The organism is Aestuariivirga sp. (genome assembly GCF_044238155.1).
GTDB lineage: Bacteria > Pseudomonadota > Alphaproteobacteria > Rhizobiales > Aestuariivirgaceae > Aestuariivirga.
Genome location: NZ_JBIIDX010000015.1, coordinates 13,709 through 31,206, shown reverse-complemented (window position 1 = coordinate 31,206; position 17,498 = coordinate 13,709). Strand labels below are relative to the sequence as shown.

The 17,498-nt window shown below is 63.0% G+C and carries 17 protein-coding genes; 7 read left to right on the top strand and 10 right to left on the bottom strand.

Going from position 1 to position 17,498, the window contains the following annotated elements; all coding sequences use genetic code 11:
• The 5 genes from ACILRN_RS02980 to ACILRN_RS02960 form a co-directional block, all read left to right on the top strand.
• Positions 1–453 (top strand): FAD binding domain-containing protein (locus tag ACILRN_RS02980; RefSeq protein WP_395685396.1); only part of this gene is annotated, 453 nt, incomplete at its 5' end.
• 2 nt (positions 454–455) lie between these two features.
• A complete protein-coding gene (locus ACILRN_RS02975; protein WP_395685394.1) occupies positions 456–929 on the top strand; it encodes a (2Fe-2S)-binding protein in 474 nt (157 codons plus the stop codon).
• A 3-nt stretch (positions 930–932) separates the two neighbouring features.
• Complete coding sequence (locus ACILRN_RS02970; protein ID WP_395685392.1) at positions 933–3,206, top strand: xanthine dehydrogenase family protein molybdopterin-binding subunit; 2,274 nt, start codon at positions 933–935, stop codon at positions 3,204–3,206.
• 1 nt (position 3,207) lies between these two features.
• Complete coding sequence (locus tag ACILRN_RS02965; protein ID WP_395685390.1) at positions 3,208–3,453, top strand: MoaD/ThiS family protein; 246 nt, start codon at positions 3,208–3,210, stop codon at positions 3,451–3,453.
• Positions 3,454–3,476: 23 nt separating this feature from the next.
• A complete protein-coding gene (locus ACILRN_RS02960) occupies positions 3,477–4,397 on the top strand; it encodes a ring-cleaving dioxygenase (protein ID WP_395685388.1) in 921 nt (306 codons plus the stop codon).
• Positions 4,398–4,491: 94 nt separating this feature from the next.
• On the opposite strand, the gene ACILRN_RS02955 is transcribed toward ACILRN_RS02960, so the two are convergent.
• The 3 genes from ACILRN_RS02955 to ilvD are packed head-to-tail and all read right to left on the bottom strand — an operon-like array spanning position 4,492 to position 8,475.
• Positions 4,492–5,982 (bottom strand): ribulokinase, encoded by a 1,491-nt coding sequence (locus ACILRN_RS02955; protein WP_395685386.1) that lies wholly within the window; start codon positions 5,980–5,982, stop codon positions 4,492–4,494.
• Complete coding sequence (locus ACILRN_RS02950) at positions 5,979–6,623, bottom strand: carbonic anhydrase (protein ID WP_395685384.1); 645 nt, start codon at positions 6,621–6,623, stop codon at positions 5,979–5,981. Before ACILRN_RS02950 ends, ACILRN_RS02955 begins: the two co-directional genes overlap by 4 nt.
• Positions 6,624–6,633: 10 nt before the next feature.
• Positions 6,634–8,475, bottom strand: a complete 1,842-nt coding sequence (gene ilvD, locus ACILRN_RS02945; protein ID WP_395685382.1) for a dihydroxy-acid dehydratase — start codon at positions 8,473–8,475, stop codon at positions 6,634–6,636.
• Between the two features lie 137 nt (positions 8,476–8,612).
• Between ilvD and ACILRN_RS02940 the strand changes: the two genes are divergently transcribed.
• The gene (locus tag ACILRN_RS02940; RefSeq protein ID WP_395685380.1) at positions 8,613–9,533 is read left to right on the top strand and encodes a fatty acid desaturase; all 921 of its coding nucleotides are present in this window, start codon (positions 8,613–8,615) and stop codon (positions 9,531–9,533) included.
• Here the strand turns inward: ACILRN_RS02940 and ACILRN_RS02935 are convergent.
• Together ACILRN_RS02935 and ACILRN_RS02930 are read right to left on the bottom strand one after the other, a co-directional pair.
• Entirely contained in the window at positions 9,526–10,359 is an 834-nt protein-coding gene (locus tag ACILRN_RS02935) for a phosphoenolpyruvate hydrolase family protein (RefSeq protein ID WP_395685378.1), read from the bottom strand. The genes ACILRN_RS02940 and ACILRN_RS02935 overlap by 8 nt on opposite strands.
• Positions 10,360–10,393: 34 nt before the next feature.
• On the bottom strand, positions 10,394–11,224 hold the full coding sequence (locus ACILRN_RS02930; RefSeq protein ID WP_395685376.1) for a 3-keto-5-aminohexanoate cleavage protein: 831 nt from the start codon (positions 11,222–11,224) through the stop codon (positions 10,394–10,396).
• Positions 11,225–11,336: 112 nt separating this feature from the next.
• Between ACILRN_RS02930 and otnI the strand changes: the two genes are divergently transcribed.
• Positions 11,337–12,104 carry a 2-oxo-tetronate isomerase gene (otnI, locus tag ACILRN_RS02925; RefSeq protein ID WP_395685375.1) on the top strand — a complete coding sequence of 256 codons (768 nt, stop codon included), beginning with the start codon at positions 11,337–11,339 and terminating at the stop codon, positions 12,102–12,104.
• A gap of 3 nt (positions 12,105–12,107) precedes the next feature.
• On the opposite strand, the gene ACILRN_RS02920 is transcribed toward otnI, so the two are convergent.
• The 5 genes from ACILRN_RS02920 to ACILRN_RS02900 form a co-directional block, all read right to left on the bottom strand.
• Positions 12,108–12,536 (bottom strand): BLUF domain-containing protein, encoded by a 429-nt coding sequence (locus tag ACILRN_RS02920; RefSeq protein ID WP_395685374.1) that lies wholly within the window; start codon positions 12,534–12,536, stop codon positions 12,108–12,110.
• Between the two features lie 8 nt (positions 12,537–12,544).
• Complete coding sequence (gene folE / locus ACILRN_RS02915) at positions 12,545–13,258, bottom strand: GTP cyclohydrolase I (protein WP_395685373.1); 714 nt, start codon at positions 13,256–13,258, stop codon at positions 12,545–12,547.
• Between the two features lie 70 nt (positions 13,259–13,328).
• Positions 13,329–14,387 carry a lipocalin-like domain-containing protein gene (locus ACILRN_RS02910; protein ID WP_395685371.1) on the bottom strand — a complete coding sequence of 353 codons (1,059 nt, stop codon included), beginning with the start codon at positions 14,385–14,387 and terminating at the stop codon, positions 13,329–13,331.
• The gene (locus ACILRN_RS02905) at positions 14,377–16,788 is read right to left on the bottom strand and encodes an FtsX-like permease family protein (protein WP_395685369.1); all 2,412 of its coding nucleotides are present in this window, start codon (positions 16,786–16,788) and stop codon (positions 14,377–14,379) included. Before ACILRN_RS02905 ends, ACILRN_RS02910 begins: the two co-directional genes overlap by 11 nt.
• Complete coding sequence (locus ACILRN_RS02900; protein ID WP_395685368.1) at positions 16,788–17,444, bottom strand: ABC transporter ATP-binding protein; 657 nt, start codon at positions 17,442–17,444, stop codon at positions 16,788–16,790. Before ACILRN_RS02900 ends, ACILRN_RS02905 begins: the two co-directional genes overlap by 1 nt.
• Positions 17,445–17,498: the final 54 nt, after the last annotated feature.

Sequence of the window (17,498 nt, the reverse complement as noted above, 5' to 3'; positions counted from 1 at the left end):
AAGGGCAAGCGCGCCGTGCCGGTCGAGCAGGTGCCGATTGGTCCCGGCAAGACATCCCTCAAGAAGGGTGAACTGGTCGAGGCGCTGGTACTGCCGGCGCGGAAGGCCCGCTCCGGAGATGCCTATCTTCGCTTCATTCCGCGTTCAGAAATGGACATCGCGGTGGTCAGCGCTGCGGTAAATCTGACGATCGATGCCAAAGGCGTGATCACCGCGGCACGCGTATCGCTGGGCGCGGTTGCGCCCACCGTGCTTCTGGTGGCCGCCGCTGCCCGAGCGATCATCGGCACGAAGCTCGACGCCGCCGCGCTGGAGAAACTGGGCCAGGCTGCCTCCGCCGCCTGCCGCCCGATCGATGACAAGCGCGGCACTGTGGAGTTCCGCACCAAGGTCGCCGCTGTTCTGGCACAGCGCGCTGCGAAGATCGCCTACAGCCGCGCAGGAGGAAAGTGATCATGGCCGTTCTCGTTTCCACAACCGTCAACGGCGACCGCGCCGAGTTCGCCTGCGATCCGGCTGAAACGCTGCTGGATGTCCTGCGCAACCGGCTGGGCCTCACCGGGGTCAAGGAAGGCTGCGGCACCGGCGATTGCGGCTCATGCAGCGTGATCCTCGATGGCCGACTGGTCTGCTCCTGCCTGGTGCTCGGCATCGAGGCCGAGGGCCGCAAGGTCGAAACCGTCGAGGGACTGGCGGATGGCGCCGATCTCCATCCGCTGCAGACCAAGTTCATCGAGCATGCCGCACTGCAGTGCGGCGTGTGCACACCGGGCTTCCTGATGGCCGCCAAGGCCCTGCTGGAAAAGAACCCGGACCCGTCTGAGGAAGAAATCCGCTTCGGTCTTGCTGGCAATCTCTGCCGCTGCACCGGCTATGACAAGATCGTGCGCGCCGTCCAGGACGCCGCCAAAGTTATGAGAGGAGCCTGACCCATGCCGCTTGACGCCTCCTATCACGCCAAGTCGTTCAAGTCCGTCGGAACGAGGCCGCTGCGGCCTGACGGCATCGACAAGGTCACTGGCCGCGCCAAATATGGCGCCGACCACAACATGCCGGGCCAGCTCGTGGGTTTGATCCTGCGCTCGCCCCATGCCCACGCCAAGATCAAGCGGATCGACATCTCCAAGGCCGAGAAGCTTTCTGGCGTCAAGGCAGTGCTGACGGCTGCCGATCTTCCTGACCTCACCAACGGTGACCAGGGCATGTTCGACATCCTCGACAACTGCATGGCGCGCACCAAGGTGTTCTATGACGGCCATGCAGTGGCCGCCGTCGCCGCAGTCGACATGGAGACGGCCAAGCAGGCCCTCAAGCTGATCAAGGTCGACTACCAGGTTCTCCCGCACGTCACCGACGTCGACGAGGCGATGAAGCCCAAGGCGCCGATCCTGCATGAGAAGGTCTTCACCGAGGGTGGCGAGAGCAAGCCCAAGACCGCCTCGAACGTGGCCAAGATCACCCAGTTCGGCCATGGCGACGTGGAAAAGGGCTTCGCCGACGCGGATGTCGTCATCGAGCGCACCTTCAAGACCGAGCAGACGCACCAGGGCTACATCGAGCCGCACGCATGCGTGGCCAGCGTCAGCCCGGACGGCACCGGCGAACTCTGGGTCTGCACCCAGGGCCACTTCGTCTATCGCAACCATTGCGCCATGCTGCTGGGCATGGACGTGTCGAAGCTGCGTGTCACCTCCTCCGAGATCGGCGGCGGCTTCGGCGGCAAGACCCATGTCTGGATGGAGCCCGTGGCCCTGGCGCTGTCGCGCAAGGCCAACCGCCCCGTGAAGATCGTGATGAGCCGCGGCGAGGTGTTCCGCGCCTCGGGGCCCACCAGCGCCACCTCGATCGATGTCAAGATCGGCATCAAGAAGGATGGCACGATCACGGCAGGCAAGGCAGAGCTGCGCTACGCCTCGGGACCCTATCTCTCGATGTGGGCCGAACTCGGCGCCATGACGGCCTTCGCCTGCTACGACCTGAAGAACGTCAAGACCCGCGGCTATGAGGTGCTGGTGAACCGCCCGAAGTCGGCGGCCTATCGTGCGCCGTCAGCGCCAATGGCTGCCTTCGCGGTGGAAAGCGTCATTGACGAACTTGCCAGGACCATCGGCAAGGATCCGCTCGAGGTTCGCATCCAGAATGCCGCCAAGCAGGGCACCAGGTCTTCCTATGGCCCGGTCTACGGTCCGATCGGCATCGGCCCGACGCTGGAAGCGGCACGCAAGCATCCGCACATGAAGGCCCCGCTCGGCAAGAACCAGGGACGCGGCTATGCCTGCGGCTTCTGGTTCAACTTCGGTGGCCAGACCTGTACGGACATCAATGTCGGACCCGACGGCACCGTAACGCTCACGGTGGGCACGGTTGACGTGGGCGGTTCGCGCGCCTCTCTCGCGCTGTGTGTGGCCGAGGAACTGGGCATCCCCTATGACCAGGTGAAGTGCACCGTGGCCGACACCGGCGCACTCGGCCACAACGACATGACCGACGGCAGCCGCGGCACCTTCTCGTCCTCGATGGCGGGCATCTTCGCGGCCCGCAACACCATCGAGATCCTGAAGGAACGCGCCGCCAAAATGTGGGAAATCCCGGTCTCCGACGTGTCCTGGGAAAACGGACACGCCAAGGCCATTGGCAGCAAGTACGGCAACCTCGCGCCGCTGTCGCTCAAGGAAATCGCTGCGGCTGCCGGCAACACCGGCGGCCCCGTGGCGGGCCATGCCGAGATCGTGGCGGATGGTGCGGGCGTGTCCTTCGCCACCCACATCTGCGACGTCGAGGTTGATCCGGAGACAGGCCGCTCGCGCGTGGTGCGCTATACGGTCATCCAGGATGCCGGCAAGGCAGTTCACCCGACCTATGTCGAAGGCCAGTACCAGGGCGGAGCGGCACAGGGCATCGGCTGGGCGCTGAACGAGGAGTACATCTACGGCAAGGACGGGCGCCTGCAGAACCCGGGCTTCCTCGACTATCGCATCCCGGTGTGCTCCGACCTGCCCATGATCGACACGCAGATCCTCGAGATTCCCAACCCCAACCACCCCTATGGCGTGCGCGGCGTTGGCGAAACCTCGATCGTGCCGCCGATCGCCGCCATCGCCAATGCCGTGTCGAACGCCTTCGGCGTGCGCATGACGCATGTACCGATGTCGCCGCCACGCGTGCTCAAGGCGCTTGAGGCTGCGAAGAAGACCAAGAAGGCCTGATTTGGCCGATATCCACCTGTGGGGGGCGCTCCGTCCGGCAGCGGATGGGGCGTCCGTCGTTCAGATTGAGGCAAAGACCATCCGCGAGTTGTTCCGCAAGCTCGAGGAGGCCTACCCCGGCATGGGCCTTCATCTTGCCCGCGGCGTGGCCGTCTCGATCGACGGCAGGATCTATCGCGACAGCTGGGAAACGCCGCTTCCCGAAGGCGCCGAAATCTATCTCCTGCCGCGCATCCAGGGCGGCTGAACCAGATCAACGAAAAGGTCGCCATGAACCTCAAGGGCTTTCACCACCTCACCGCCGTTACCGCCGATGCACCGGGCAATTACCGCTTCTACACAGAGGCGCTGGGGCTTCGGCTCGTCAAGAAGACGGTGAACCAGGACGACACTTCGGCCTATCACCTGTTCTACGCCGATGGCGTAGGCTCGCCCGGCACCGACATCACCTTCTTCGACTGGCCGGTGGGCCGCGAACGACGTGGCAGCCATTCAGTGACCCGCACCGGCCTGCGCGTCGGGTCAGAGGCCTCGCTTGGCTGGTGGCAGCAGAGATTCAAGACTCTCGGCGTGCAGCAAGCCGGAATCGCGGAAGAAAACGGACGTCCGACGCTTGCCTTCGAGGACCATGAAGGCCAGAGGCTGGCGCTGGTGGTGGACAGCCATGGCGATGCCCATCCCTGGGAGCAGAGCCCGGTTCCCGCCGAACACCAGATCAGGGGGCTTGGCCCCATCACCATGAGCGTTGCCGATCCGGACCCGACAGACATGGTATTGACCAAGCTGATGAACATGACAGCCGCGGGCCGCTCCGGCGACACGCTGATCTACCGCATGGATGGGCCCGGGGCCGTTGGCGAATTGCATGTGACGGTAGACCCCTCTCTGCCACCCGCCCAGCAGGGCGCCGGCGGCGTGCACCACGTCGCGTTCAACATTCCGTATGCTGATTATGATGCCTGGGCCTCCCGCCTGCGGTCCATGCGGGTGCCCAACTCCGGCCCCGTCGACCGGTTCTGGTTCAAGAGCTTGTATTTCCGCGAACCCAATGGCGTCCTCTTCGAGTTGGCAACCGACGCGCCGGGCTTCGCCACCGACGAGCCGATGGACAAGCTCGGCACCACGCTGTCATTACCGCCGTTTCTGGAAAACCGCCGCACCGAGATCGAGGCCGGCCTCAAGAGACTGTAGGGACCGGGACTTTTTTCCTCTTGACTTTATTCCTATTATGTGACAAGACAGCAGCACACCTTCCGGAGGTGGCTGATTGACATTGTGAATCTTCCTAGCCGCGCAGGCCCTTCAGCGCGGAATAGAGCTTCGCATAGCGGGGCAGCATTTCGGTCTCGTAGAAACGGGTGTTGGCCGCGTTAGGCTCGATCATTGCCTTCGAGCGCACCATGGCGGCGCAGCCTTCCTCGATGCTGGGATACTTGCCAGCGCCATGGGCAGCGAGAATGGCGCAGCCCAGCGCCGGAGCGTCGGCAACCTCGGTGAGCTCGATAAGCGCGCCGATCGTGTCGGCATGAATCTGGAGCCAGAGCGGTGAGTTCGAGGCCCCGCCCGCCAGCACGATGCGGCGCGGCGTGAAGGCCTCTCCGAAACTGTCGGTAATCAGGCGCGTACCAAGGCAAATGCCCTCGATAATGGCGCGGAAGACATGCGCGGGCGTGTGCTTCAGTGTGAGCCCGGTGATAGCGCCGCGCGAAAGCGCATCCGTGTAGGGTGTACGGTTGCCCTGGAAATGATCCAGCACGAGCAGGCCTTCCGCCCCTGGCGGAATGGCACTTGCGCCCGCGTTGAGATCATCCCAGCTCATATGCTCGGCAAAATGGCGCTTGAACCAGGCGATGACCGATCCCGTCGAGGTCTGACCGCCTTCGATGATCGGCTTGCCCGGATAGACAGCGTCCATATAGGTGCCCCACACGCCCGGCTTGTGCACGACGCGATCGGCTATGCCAATGTGAAGATGCGAGGACCCGGTGATGAGCGCCATCTCGCCCGGCAGCGTGACGCCAAGACCGATGACACCCATGAAAGCATCCGACCCACCCTGCACCACCAACATGCCGGGCCTAAGGCCCAGATGAGCTGCCGCATCGGTCGCGAGAGGGCCTATGGGCGTGCCGGGTGCAAGGATTGGGTTTGGCCACTTCTCCTCGAGGTCCGCCAGATCGAGTGTGGCGAGAAGCGAGCGCGGCACCCCGCCATGCTGGGTCTGATAGTGCCAGCGGGTTGCAGCATTGCCCAGTGATCCAACCCACTGCCCGGTGAGCCGGAAATTGATGTAGTCCTGGTACTCGCCGACTTTCACTGCGCGCGCAAAAATGTCCGGCTGGTGACGCTTCATCCAGAGCGACTTCGGGATCATCCACTCCGCAGACACTGGGCCGGCACCACCACCATTGACACGTAGGAAGGGATCCCCGGTTGCAGCAACAGCATCGGCCTCCGCCGCCGAGCGCACATCCATCCAGATCATGCAGGGCCTGAGTGGTTCGCCTGCAGCATCCAGCGCCACGACGGAGCAGCAGGTCGTATCAACGCTGATGGCGATGATGTCGCCAGAAGAGATGCCCGCTTTTGCCACCGCACCCCGGACCGACTGGCCCATGCACATCCACCAGTCCTGCGGGTTCTGCTCAGCCCAGGATGGCTGAGGAAACTCCGTCCTGTAGGGTGTGGCTACAGAAGCCAGCGGCCGTCCATCGAGATCAAAAACGAAGGCACGGATTGATTCCGTTCCACCGTCAACGCCGATCACGTAGCTCATGCCTCGCCCCCTCCGATGGCTGACCACTTGGCTTGATCTTCATTATAGGCATGCAGTTCGCCCATGGAGATATCAAACCAGACCCCATGCAGAGAAAGATCGTGCCTGTTCTCCTTCATGCGGATCCAAGGAAAGGTGCGAAGATTGGCGAGCGAGTGCTCGATCGAGGCGCGCTCGATATGCCGCTCGTGCAGGGCGTCATCACAGCCATCTTCACGCGGTACGATGCGTGTCACGTCCTTGATCGCGCGCATCCAGCTGCCGATGAAATCGGTATGAGTGAGTGGCGAAGAGTCCAGCACGGCAGCCCTTATGCCGCCGCAGCGGCCGTGGCCCATGACGACGATGTGCTCCACCTTGAGCGACATGACGGCAAATTCAAGCGCCGCAGAGGTGCTGTGATGGCCGCCATCCGGCGTATAGGGTGGCACCAGATTGGCGACGTTGCGCACCACGAACATCTCTCCGGGGCCTGCATCAAAAACTGTCTCCGGCGCAGCGCGAGAGTCACAGCAGGCAATGATCATGACCCGCGGCTTCTGCGCTCCCTCGCCCAGCCTGCGATAGCGCTCTGCTTCTGACGAGTAGCGGCCGGCGCGGAAGTTGGAGTAACCTTCGAGCAGCTTGACGGGCAAAGACATGCTCAGCGCCTCACTTGACCGCACGCACCGCACCGGTGGCGGCAGATGTCGTCAGGGCAGCATAGGCCTTGAGCGCGGTGGTGATCTTGCGCCTGCGCTGCTCTGCCGGTTTCCAGGCCTTGTCACCCCGCGCCAGCATGGCAGTGCGGCGGCGCGCGATCTCCGCATCGGCTACGGCCAGGCGGATCGAGCGGTTGGGGATATCGATCTCGATCGGATCACCCTCCTCGACAAGGGCGATCAGGCCACCCTCGGCTGCTTCTGGCGATACATGGCCAATGGACAGGCCGGACGTGCCGCCCGAGAAGCGGCCATCGGTGATGAGCGCACAGGCCTTGCCGAGCCCCTTGGACTTCAGATAGCTGGTGGGATAGAGCATCTCCTGCATGCCAGGGCCGCCGCGGGGCCCCTCATAGCGGATCACCACCACGTCGCCCGCCTCAACGCCACGGTTCAATATTCCGTGTACGGCTGAATCCTGGCTCTCGAAAACCCTGGCCTTGCCGGTGAACCTGAGAATTGACTCATCAACGCCTGCCGTTTTCACGATGCAGCCGTCTTCAGCGATGTTGCCATAGAGAACCGCGAGGCCCCCGTCCTTCGAGAACGGATGCTCGACATCGCGGATGACGCCAGTCTTGCGGTCGAGGTCGAGATCATCCCAGCGGCTGGACTGGCTGAAGGCCACCTGGGTCGGAACGCCGCCCGGTGCTGCCCGGAAAAACTCTCGCACCGCATCCGAATTGGTGCGGCCAATGTCCCAGCGGTCCAGCGCCTCTCCCAGCGTCGGGGCATGTACGGTGGGCAGGTCCCGGTTGATGAGGCCGCCGCGGTCAAGCTCGCCCAGGATCGCCATGATGCCGCCAGCGCGGTGAACGTCTTCCATGTGAACATCGGACTTGGCCGGAGCGACCTTGGACAAGACCGGCACGCGCCGCGACAACCGGTCGATATCCTTCATCGTGAAATCAATGCCTGCCTCATGGGCCGCCGCAAGGATGTGCAACACCGTATTGGTCGAGCCACCCATGGCAATATCAAGCGTCATGGCGTTTTCAAAGGCACCAAAGGCTGCGATGTTGCGCGGCAGGGCAGTTTCATCATCCTGCTCGTAATAACGGCGCGCCAGATCGACCACGAGGTGACCAGCCTCCACGAACAGGCGCTTGCGGTCGGCATGGGTGGCGAGGACAGATCCATTGCCAGGCAGCGACAGGCCGAGCGCCTCGGTGAGGCAGTTCATGGAATTAGCGGTGAACATGCCGGAGCAGGAGCCGCAGGTCGGGCAGGCCGAACGCTCAATGACCTGCACTTCGGCATCCGAATACTTTTCATCCGCTGCCGCCACCATGGCATCGACGAGGTCGAGAGCCCTGGTAACGCCCGAAAGCACGACCTTGCCGGCTTCCATGGGCCCGCCTGACACGAAGACGCACGGGATGTTGAGGCGCAACGCCGCCATCAGCATGCCCGGCGTGATCTTGTCACAGTTCGAGATGCAGACCATGGCATCGGCACAATGGGCGTTCACCATGTATTCGACCGAGTCGGCGATGATCTCGCGCGAGGGCAGAGAATAGAGCATGCCGTCGTGGCCCATGGCGATACCGTCATCGACGGCGATGGTATTGAATTCCTTGGCGACACCGCCAGCCTTCTCAACCTCGCGCGCAACGAGCTGGCCCAGATCCTTGAGATGGACATGGCCGGGCACGAACTGCGTGAAGGAATTGGCAATGGCGATGATCGGCTTGCCGAAATCCTCGTCCTTCATGCCGGTCGCCCGCCAAAGGCCGCGAGCGCCCGCCATGTTGCGGCCATGGGTTGTGGTGCGGGACCGATACTGTGGCATGCGAACCTCGAAGCTGCTCAGAACTGATGTTCGATTGCACCAACAGGACAGGGGAATCAAGGCTGGGCTTAAGACCGCCGGGGCTTCAAAAAATGCCACAAAACATGGTATGAACCCACCGCAGCAGGGATTTGAGCATGATGACTGGACGCACACGGAGCATAGAATGGCCAACGGTGGGGCTGATTGGAGCCGTCTATGCGATTCTTGCAACCCTCGTCTGGTTTCATGCCAGCCTGCCATGGTGGGTGATCCTTCCGGTAGGGGCGTATTGTGCTGCCCTCCACTCCTCGCTCCAGCACGAGGTTCTGCATGGACACCCGACGGGGAACCGGCTTGTCAACGAGGCACTGGTCATCGTCACGCCGACGCTGTGGCTGCCCTACCTGCGCTATCGCGACACGCACCTCACCCACCACAATGACGCAAACCTGACCGACCCGCGGCTCGACCCCGAGTCCTACTACCTTCTGCCCGAGCACTGGGCCGCGGTAAGCGGGGTGCGGCGCGTGCTGTATGAAATGAACCAGACGCTCGCAGGGCGGATGGCGATCGGTCCCGCGATCAGCATCGTGCGGTTCTGGTCATCCGAGTTCCGCGACATTGCCGCGGGCAACCGCGAGACACTGAAGGCCTGGGCATGGTTCGCCCCTGCCGTGGCGATTACCATCTGGTATGTGGTCTTCCTCGCTGGCATGCCATTCTGGCAGTATTATCTGCTGATCGCCTATCCGGGAATCTCGCTGGCGCTCGTGCGGTCCTACTGCGAGCATCAGGCAGCCGAAAGAGTTGAACACCGTACCATCATCGTCGAGGCCTCGGCGTTCTGGTCGCTCTTGTTCCTGAACAACAACCTGCATGTGGCACACCATGAGCGGCCGGCGCTGGCATGGTACAAGCTGCCAGCCTTCTATCGTGCCGAGCGCGAGGCACTGATCGCCCGCAACAACGGCTATCTGATGAAAGGCTATGGCGAAATCTTCTCCCGCTTCCTGCTCCGGGCGAAGGAACCGATCCCCTATCCCGACATGAGCTGGCTGCGCAAACCGGTCAGGTGAACGAAATGGCCTTGAAGGCGCGTGTCTGCTCCACGAGGGCAATCTCGGTGGGCAGGCGCTCCATCGAGGAGGCGCCATAGAAGCCGTGGCAGTTCCGCGTGTTGCGAAGAATGAAGGCAGCATCCTCCGGCATGGAGACCGGACCGCCGTGCACGATGATGATGGCTTCGGGATTGACCTTGAGAGCGGCTTCGGCCCATTGATCGACCAGCGCAGGGCAATCGGCGAGCTTCAGCGCAGTCCTTGATCCGATGCTGCCGCCGGTGGTGAGGCCAAGATGGCAGACGATGATGTCCGCCCCGGCTCTCGCCATGGCCTCGGCCTCACCGGCGTTGAAGACGTAGGGTGTCGTCAGCATGTCCTTGGAGCGAGCCAGGCTGATCATGTCCACCTCGAGGCCATAGGACATGCCTGTCTCCTCGAGATTGGCGCGCAGCACGCCATCGATGAGGCCAACCGTTGGGAAGTTCTGCACGCCGGAAAAGCCAAGCGCCTTCAGATCATCGAGGAACTTGTCGAAGATGCAGAAGGGGTCGGTGCCATTGACTCCAGCGAGCACCGGGGTGCGCCGTGTGACGGGCAGCACCTCCCGCGCCATCTCGAGCACCACGTCATTGGCGTTGCCATAGGCCAGGACGCCCGAAAGCGAGCCCCTCCCCGCCATGCGGTAGCGCCCGGAGTTGTAGATCACGATGAGGTCAATGCCGCCCTCTTCCTCGCATTTGGCGGAAAGCCCGGTTCCAGCACCGCCGCCGATGATCGGAATTCGGCGGCGCTTCATGTCCTGGAATTTTTCCATCAGGGCCTTGCGTTCGAAACGGGGCATGAATGCTTCTCTCCTTGAGGTATGGGGCTGCCGCCTAGGCCGGCGCAAGCCCGAGAATGGCGCGAGCTTCCACAGCCGTTGCCGCGTGGCGGCCATACTCGGCGCAGAGGCCTGCGAGGCGGTGGACGAGCTCGGCATTGGAAGCGGCAAGACGGGTTTCATCCCAGCGGATATTGTCTTCAAGACCGGTGCGGCAATGGCCGCCGCGCTCAAGGCACCAGCGGTTGACCTCAAGCTGATGCCGGCCGATGCCAGCTGCGACCCAGGTCGAGTCGGGGGCGAGGCGCGTCAATTCGTCCACCATGAAGTCAAAGGCCTGGCGCACTGCCGGCATGGCGTTCTTCACGCCCAGCACGAATTGCACATGCAGCGGCCGCTGCAGCACGCCCTGGCTGGCAAGCTCCAGCGCCTGATAGAGCATCGAAAGGTCAAACACCTCGATCTCAGGCTTCACGTGGTGATCCTGCATGCGCCGGGCGAGGAAACGGATGAGCTCCGGAGAGTTTTCGTAGATGATGCTTGGAAAATTGCACGAGCCCGTCGACAGCGAAGCCATGTCGCAGCCCAGATGCAGCATGCCGCCACGCTCCTCGCCCCGGCCGGAGCGGCCTCCGGTTGAAAACTGCACGATCATGCCGGGGCAATGATGGCGCAGGCCTTCGAGCAGACGCGCAAACCGCTCGGGGTCGGAGGTCGGCGTCTGGTCCTCCTTGCGCACATGGACATGAGCGAGCGCCGCACCGGCCTCGAAGGCAGCCTGGGTCGATTCAACCTGTTCGGCAATGCTGATGGGAACCGCCGGGTTATGCTCCTTGCGGGGCACGGACCCGGTGATCGCCGCCGTGATGATGCAGGGCCTCGTCATGACTGAGCTTCATAAAGCAAGAGTCAGCAAGATGGAACCTGCCCGGGCGACCATGGCATTCCCTCCGGCCCGGCCCTCGGTTAGACTTCCGTTCACGCGAGATGGAGTGAGCATGCCAAAATTTGCCGCCAACCTGACAATGATGTTCACCGAATGGGAGTTTCTCGACCGCTTCGCGGCTGCGGCCGATTGCGGTTTTGAGGCTGTGGAGTTCCTGTTTCCCTATGCCCACTCCCCAGACGACGTTGCGCGGCGGCTGCAGGATACAAAGCTCACTCTGGCACTGTTCAACCTGCCGCCCGGCAACTGGGAGGCGGGCGAGCGCGGGCTGGCAGCCATTCCGGGCCGGGAGGCGGAATTCCGCACCCTGCTGGCCCAGGCCCTCCCCTATGCGGAAGCAACCGGCGTCAAGCGCCTGCATCTGATGAGCGGAATTGCCAGCCGCGGCAATCCCGCCGACTGCGCGGCCTATTCAAACACATTGCGCCATGCCTGTGCCGTGGTTCAGCCGCTGGGCATCGACATCCTGATCGAACCTCTGAACGGACGGGACATGCCGGGCTATTTCCTGAACGACTTCGCGTATGCCGCCGAGCTGATCCAAGGCCTCGATCTGCCCAATCTCAGGCTGCAATACGACATCTATCACCGGCAGATCCTGCATGGCGACGTGATGCGGAACCTTGAACAGCTGCTGCCGCTGATTGGCCATGTGCAGACCGCCTCGGTGCCGGCACGCCAAGAACCGGGCAGCGGAGAGCTCGATGACAGGCGGATCTTCCGCCACCTCGATCAGATTGGCTATGCGGGCTTCGTGGGCTGCGAGTACCGCCCGGCATCAGGCACCGTTCAGGGACTGTCTTGGATCAGAGACGTCTGAGGTTCATGCCATCCGCGTGTGCACCGCCGCGGTGGCGACCAGTTCATCAAGCAAGGCCATCAGCGCAACGCCCGAGGTGGTGAAGGGATCGAGCACCGGGTGTTTGTGATACTTGAGCAGCAGGCCAGGATTGACCCTGGCAAGATCGACATGACCCATGGTCCAGTTGCAGAACTTGCGCTCACGGATTTCCTCGAACACCAGAATCCGCACATGGGCATGGCGCTGATCACGCACGATGGCATTGTACAGCTCGCAAACTTCATCGCGACCACCCTCAAGAACCTGGATGAACACGTCACCACTGTGGCAGAGGATGCCGGTGATGCCCTGGGCAGGATTGTTGACCCGGGAGCGTTCCAGAATGTCCTCGATCATGGCGGGAGACAGATCAGTTGAGGCACGGCTAGCATAGACACAGCGGACCAACATGCGGGAACTCAGTCTTTCAGGTTGACAAGGGAGAGGAATTCGCGACGCAGCGTCGCATTCTTGAGGAAGGCGCCGCGCATGACGCTGTTGATCATCTTGGCGCCGCTGTCCTTCACCCCGCGCCAGTGCATGCAGAAGTGATCAGCCTCCATGACCACGGCGAGCCCGTCCGGGGCAACCTTGGTCATCAGGAGATCGGCCACCTGGGCTATGGCCTCCTCCTGGATCTGCGGACGCGACATGATCCACTCGGCGAGACGGGCATATTTCGAGAGGCCGATGAGATTGGAATGCTCGTTTGGCAGCAGACCGATCCACAACCGCCCCATGATCGGGCAAAAATGGTGGCTGCAGGCGCTGCGCACGGTGATGGGGCCGACAATCATCAGTTCGTTCAGATATTCGGCATTGGGAAACTCCGTGACCGGCGGCGGCGCGACGTAGCGTCCGCGGAACACTTCGTAGAGATACATCTTGGCAACCCGGCGCGCCGTATCCTGGGTGTTGTGATCACGGCTCACATCAATGACGAGGCTTTCGAGCACGCCCTGCATCTTGCCCGTGACTTCCTCAAGCAATGCTTCGTGCTCACCGGGCTCAATGAAGCCCGAGATATTGTCGTTGGCATGATAGCGCTTGCGGGCCTCTTCCAGCCGTGCACGGATGCGGGCTGATACCGGGCCCGGCTGGCTCTTGGGCGGCTGAGGGGATTTGTCGTCCATCGTTTTCCGATCCATGAAGTCATTCTATCGCAAGGCAAGCAAAACTGGAAACGGATTCACAGGCCGCGTTTCAATAACCCGTCATCTCGACATAACCGCGACCAGCATGTGAGCCCTGAACGCGGACCGGTCCCTCCCAATAGCTTACCTGCGTATCCATCCAGGCGGCGTCGTTCAAGGCTCGGGTGGTGACATCGAGCCCTTTTGCGGGCAGCGAGAGCCGCCAGCCCACCGGCACGCGGCGCCCCTTCACCTCCGCCCAGTGCAATGGCTGCACGACGAGCTCGCCCGGCTGCAGGGCTTCGGCCGTTCCATCCGAAGCAATCCACGTGCCCGAAACGAAACCTTCACCCGCATCCCTCAGGCGAAAGCCCATCAGCTTTTCGCCCGATGCAAAATGAAGGGAGAACCAATCCCAGCCTGACTGATCTGCACTCAGCGGCTGCGATGACCATTCATGGTCGAACCAGGCATTGCCAGTTACCGCGATGTCGCGTCCGTCCAGGGTTAAAGAGCCAGTCACCCGATAGAAAGGTTGGGAATAGTAGTAGCTCGCCTGGCCTTGCGCCGATTTTTGGGAATAACCCCGATCGCCATGGCGGATGAGTGGCGCGTCGGCCACAAGCGCAAGACGGTAGGCAAAGCCCTCGCCGGCGGCGGATACATCCACTGCCGACATCTCATCCGCGGCAGGTGCCGCCCGGCTGGCCATGCGCCAGGAGTCGATGGATGCCGCGAAGGGCGTGAGGCTGACGCCCGCCTGCCCAATGCCGCCGCGGGCAAGCCGCTCCGCTGACCGGTGCTGCGCCGGTGTGGTGACTGCAGCATGCCCCATCCAGAGCTGTGGGCTCTGCCAGCCCTCGCCAAACCCTGGAGCGACCGCAAAGCGGAACAAGGTCCATTGCGCGCCATAGTCCGCACCGTCCTCACCGGTGAGATTGGCCGTGAGATACCACCACTCAACCCGATAGTCCGGATGTGCCCCATGATCGCGCGGGAAAACAAGTACTCGGCCTGGCTCAGGCATGGCGAAGCCTTCAGCCGTGCTGCCCAGCCCTGCAAAACCCTGGGCGAAAGCCGGAGCGCTCATCATCAAGAGCAGCAGAGCCAAAACCATCCTAACGCTCATTCGCAAACACCTTCAGCAGTGCAGCCGGTGGCCGGTGCAAGAGTTTCAGGGCAGGCAGAATGGCGGCCAGCCCTGCGCTCAGCAGGCTGAGCATCCCCAGCCACAGCCAGTCGGATGGAAAGAAATGCATGGGCAGACGCCAGCCAAACGCTTCGACATTGATGACGGCAAGCAATAGCCAGGCAAGGGCCAACCCCACCGGTACTGCAGCCAGCGTGGTAAAGGCAGCCAGCGTGACACTGCGCAGGATTTCCAGCAGCGCCAGTTGCCGCAGGGTGAGCCCCATGGCCCAGGCGGGCGCCAGTTGGGCTAGCCGCATTTCGACAAGCGTGAGCAGACTTGCAAACATGGCGAGTGCGGCCACGCCAAGCGTCAGGACATTGAGGGCCGCGGTGATGGCGAATGTCCGCTCGAAAATGCGAAGCGAGAAGGCCTTGATACCAGCCTGATCGATCACATTGTCCGGCCCCAGCGAAAAGGCATCCTGCAATTCGGACGCAAGCCCGGCGACCTTGTCCGGCGCAACCCGAATTGCAAAGCGCTGCCGGTTCACCTCGGGATGCAACTCCACGAGCAGGTCAACGCCGATCATCGCCTGATCTTTGGGATTGCCGTAATCGGAATATATTCCGGAAACGGCAAGTTCGCGCCCGCTCCTGAGCCTTACGCGATCCTCGAGCCCAAGCTGGGTGCGCCGGGCCATCTGCTCATTGACGATGAGGCCAGTCCCGGCCGACAGCCTGTCCCAGACATCCGGCGCGGCGGCAAGGAGCGGCCAGTTCTTGCGGTAAGTGGCGTGATCGCGCAGGCCGTAGAGTTGTACCGAGCGGCCGAGAATTGTGTCCTCGGCACTCCAGATCGGAAGCACTGCATCACTGCGCGATGCGAGCCAGTCGCGCATCCGGTCCGCCTCTTCCGAAGATCTCGCCGTGACATAGAGTTCAGAGGCCAGTCGCTGATCCAGCCAGCCCACAAAGGTGAGCCGGAAGCTGCCCACCATGGCGCCAACCCCGGCATTGGCCGAGAGCGCCAGCAGAAGCGCCATCAGAGCGAGCGACAGGCCCGGCAATTGCTGACGCGTATCGGCCCAGAACCATTGTGCCACGGGACCGGTCGCTGAACGGCCCGCCATCGCAAGCAACAGTGACAGAAGCAGGGGAAGCACCAATGCGGCCCCGAGCAGCATGGCACCCAATCCAGCGAAGCCCGCAGCGAGTCCGTGACCGAACATGACGGCGAATGCTGACAGCCCCAGCAAGGCAACTCCGGCCAGCGCCTGCAGCGCGAGCGACTGCGTCGAGGCCCGGCTCCAGGCGCGCGGCTGGGCAGGAGCAAGCAGCGGCATGGTGGCGATGCGCCATAGTCTCAGGCTGGCCGAGACCAGAGTGCCCGTGACTGCGAGGGCAAGGCCAAGACCCCACACCGACGGCGACAGCGACAACTGGCCTGGCACATCAGCGCCATAGAGCCCCCGGAGGCTGGCCGCCACATCAGGCAGCAATACAGCCGCCACCGCATAGCCCAGCGCCACACCCAGCAACCCGGCCATGACGGAAAGCGCGAGAAGCTCAACCAAGCTGAGCACCACAAGGGCGGGCAGTGGCAAGCCCAGCGCACGCAAGGTCCGAAGCATCGGCCGACGCTGCTCATAGGCAAGGCCGATGGCAGCATGCACGATGAACAGCCCGACCGCGAAGGCGAGGAAACCAAAGGCGGTGAGGTTGAGGTGAAAACTGTCGGTAAGCCGGGAGAGATCATTCTCCCGAGACGGAGGGCGCGGCACGAGACCAGGCGCAAGTTGTGCCAGCGGCTGCAGACCTTCGATCTGGCGCGGCCAGAGCAGCAGGCGGGTGATCTCCCAGGGCCGTTGCAGCAGTCGCTGGGCAATGCCGATGTCGGCAAGTGCCAGGCCGGGCGGCAACGCCTCGCGTATGCGCAGAGGCAGTGTCGCCTCGCCTGCCAGGCGCGCAGCCGTTTCTGGTGCCACGACGAGAAGGCCGGGAGGCAGAATGAAGGACTCGAGACCAATATCCGCCGCACCGACATCGATCTGAGTTGCATCGGGTGGCAATGTCAGCGGATCGATGCCGAGAAGACGGAGACGGTAATTGCCAAGGCGCAGATCTCCCTCAAGCACTGGCGAGACCAGCCAACCCGCCTGGCGGAGACGAACATAGACGTTCTGAGGGATTGGCGCGCCATCTGCACTGACCAGTGCTGCCAGACGGTCCTGACCGATGACTGCAGCCGCGCGCGCATAGCTCAGGCGCGCTTCGGTGTTGATTGCCTGCACGGCTGACCACAGCGCAGTCGCCAGCGCCAGACCAAGCAGCAGCATTGCTAGCTGCAGACGGTGGCGCCACCAATGCGACAGCAGTGTGGTGAGGCCTTGCCACAGCATCAGGCGAGGCGCCCTGCACTGAGATGCAGCCTGCTGCCAAGCCGCGCGGCAAGCCGCAGGGAGTGGGTAACCATCAGCAATGCAGCCCCGGTTTCGGCCTGAAGCGACAGCATCAGATCGAGCACTGCATCGCCCGTTGCCTCGTCGAGGTTGCCGGTGGGCTCGTCTGCCAGAATGAGCGGAGGCCGTGCCGCCAGCGCACGGCCGATGGCAACGCGCTGCTGCTGCCCGCCCGAGAGTTGCTCGGGATAACGCCGCAGGAGTTCCGCCAGTCCAAGCCGTTCGGCGAGCGTCTCGCACCAGCGTGCATCATGCCGGCCGGCAAGCCTCGCCTGAAACGCGAGATTGGCCGCCACGTCGAGCGAGGGGATGAGATTGAACTGTTGGAAGATCATGCCGACGCTGTCACGGCGAAAGGCAGCGAGCCCGACCTCGCCCAGACCTGCAATGTCGCGACCTTCAAACAGGATGCGACCGGTATCGGCGCGATCAAGCCCGCCCACAAGATGGAGAAGCGTGCTCTTGCCGCTGCCTGATTCTCCGGTCAGCGCCACGCAGGCCCCGCGCGGCAGTCCGAGACTAATGCCGCTCAGCACCTGAATCGGGCCCTCGCCCGTCGGGTAGCTCTTGCTGACATCCTTGAGTTCAAGCAGCATGGCGCACTCTTGGTGTTTTCTTCTTCTACGCAGGCCGATCCCGGCTGGACCGGA